This is a genomic window from Streptomyces pathocidini, assembly GCF_001418495.1.
GTDB lineage: Bacteria > Actinomycetota > Actinomycetes > Streptomycetales > Streptomycetaceae > Streptomyces > Streptomyces pathocidini.
Window position 1 is genome coordinate 1 of the sequence record NZ_LIQY01000682.1, and the last position, 2,319, is coordinate 2,319.

A 2,319-nucleotide genomic window follows, 5' to 3' on the forward strand; every position below is an offset into this window, starting at 1 on the left:
GCTCCTGACGGGCCTACTGCCACTGCCACACCCAGTGCCCCCAGCGCGCCGAGAACGTGCCTTCGTTGCGGATGTCTCACCGTCGGTTCACCTTCCATTGTTTCTGTCGGCCGGAGTTGAGCAGCACGGAGCGCGTGGACACGGTTGTGAGCACGGAACCCCCGCGAGCACAGCGCGCGTGGGCGCGCGCCCGCGAGCCCGGAGCCCGCGAGTCCCGCTCGTACGAGCAAGGCACCCGCGACCGCCTCAGACCGCCGGGCGGCGCGGATCCCATCCGTCGAGGAGCTGCGCCGGGTCGCGCCACACCTCGGCCTCGGCGGCGTCGAGTTGGCGCGAGCAGGCGAGGCGGCCCGAGGTGTCGACGGGGGCGCCATCCGGGGTGGTGCTGCCGTACTCCCAGAACCGCAGCCGGTCCACGGTGGTGCAGTCGCCGTCGCTGATCCCCCAGCCCACGGGGGCCACATGGGCGTCCATCGTGGAGTCGAGGAACACCACTTGGCTGGTGGGGAAGCGCTTGTCGATCCGCCCGAGCAGGACGCTGCCGTCGGGCACGGTGTCCGCCCGGGTCAGCCGGGTGCGGAGGAAGACGTTGCCCGGCCACCCGTCCTGGTTGCGGATCTGGGCGATGTAGCCGATGTCCAGCGACCGCAGTTCGGAGTCCTGGACGAAGACCCCGCCGGTCCCCCACACGAAGTCGACGTCGCCCTCGACATAGCTGTCGGTCACGAACGCCCGCCCCTGGAGCCGCAGGCTGTCCTGGTGGCTGAGCACGCGTACGTGGTCGAGGACGATCCGGTCGCCGTTGCCGCGGAAGGCCTCGGCCTGGGAGCCGCCGTCCGGGGTGGAGTTGTGGATCGTGGCGTGCTCCAGCCGGAAGTCGTCCGCGTCCACGCCGAAGGCGGCGCGCCAGCAGTTGAACCGGTCCGGCTGTGGCAGCACGCGGCGCGGGCAGTAGCTCTGCTCGGGCGGCACGTTCGCCATGGCCGCGTCGCCGTTCAGCACACTGTTGTTGGGGTAGCCGATCACGGTACGGGACGCGCCCGAGCCGCGGACCGTGAGGTGCGGCTTGTTCTGCGCCACGTAGACGATCTCGCGGTACGTGCCGGGGGCGACGTCGATGCGGACGGAGGTGCTGTTGTTCTCGGGTACGGAGTCGACGGCGCCCTGGACGGTGCAGAAGTCGGCGCCTCCGGACCGGTCCACCGTGATCCGGGGGGCGCTGCGGCGCGGGGCGTCCTGGGTCCTGAACCGCCAGGTGCCGCCCTCGACGGCCGTCATCCCGAGGAAGAAGCCCTCCTCCACGGTGACGTGGTACACCTCGCCGGGCGCCAGCGCCTGGTGCAGATGGACCGAGGCGGTCCTCCCCTCCACCACCACCGGCTCGTAGGTCCAGCGGTGCACCTCCCCGTAGTCCGACAGGGCGCCGCCGATGGCGCGCTGCCGGGAGGCGGGGTCGGCCAGGTCGACCGTGTCCACCAACGTGCCGTCGGCGCGGTGGACTTGGAGCCGGCCGGCCGTGCCCAGCTGCGGCGGCTCCTTGAAGGTGAGCCGCAGGGGGGTGTCGGCGCAGACGGGCCGGTCGAGCCCGCGCGGGGAGAGCACGACCGCCGGACCGCCGTAGTCGGCGGCCGCCCCCGAGGACGCGGGGAGCTGCCCCTGCGCGGGCGGGGCTATGGCCAACGGCAGCGTCACCACCGCCGACACGAGAACCACGAACTGACGCAACCATCGCATGGCACAGGCTCCTTACGCCGACCGCGTGCGGAGATGGCATTCCTTTGGAATGCCACTCATGGAACCATAGGGACATCGAGCTGACCACCCTTCAGGACCTCCGGAAACGGGAAGGAGACGGGAAGGATCCGATGACCGTTCCCGCGCGAACCCCCCTGCCCCTCGTCCTCGTCGGTGCCCGCGGCCACGGCCGCCGGCACCTGGAGAACATCCGCCGCCTCGAAGCGCTGGGGCTCGTGCGCCTCGTGGGAGTCTGCGACGTCACGCCCCTGACGAGCGGGGAACTCGGCGGCTTCGGGGACCGGGAGGACCCGCCGCGGCAGTCCCCCGACCTGGCGGAGCTGCTGGAGTCCACGCGCCCGGCGATTGCCGTCGTCTGCACCCCGATCCCCACCCACGCGGATCTCGCGCTGCTGGCCGCCGCGCACGGCGCGCACCTGCTCGTGGAGAAGCCGCCCGCGCCCTCGTACGCGGAGTTCCTGCGCATGGCCGACGGCATCGGAAAGGCAGGGGTGGCATGCCAGATCGGCTTCCAGTCGCTCGGCTCGGACGCCGTCCCGGCGATCCGCGCGCTCATCGCCGAGG

Annotated in this window: 2 protein-coding genes; one reads left to right on the plus strand and one right to left on the minus strand. The window is 72.0% G+C overall.

Features of this window, described 5'->3' with window-relative positions:
- Nucleotides 1-246: 246 nt before the first annotated feature.
- Nucleotides 247-1,734, minus strand: coding sequence for a pectinesterase family protein (locus tag AOK16_RS24425; RefSeq protein ID WP_107098441.1), 1,488 nt, complete (start codon nucleotides 1,732-1,734; stop codon nucleotides 247-249).
- A gap of 131 nt (nucleotides 1,735-1,865) precedes the next feature.
- On the opposite strand from AOK16_RS24425, the gene AOK16_RS24430 reads away from it, so the two are divergent.
- On the plus strand, nucleotides 1,866-2,319 hold a 454-nt coding region (locus AOK16_RS24430; RefSeq protein WP_169790957.1), incomplete at its 3' end, for a Gfo/Idh/MocA family oxidoreductase.

What these genes read in the sequence shown, in the direction of transcription:
- AOK16_RS24425 (WP_107098441.1), bottom strand. Translation starts at nt 1,734, where the DNA reads ATGCGATGGTTGCGTCAGTTCGTGGTTCTCGTGTCGGCGGTGGTGACG.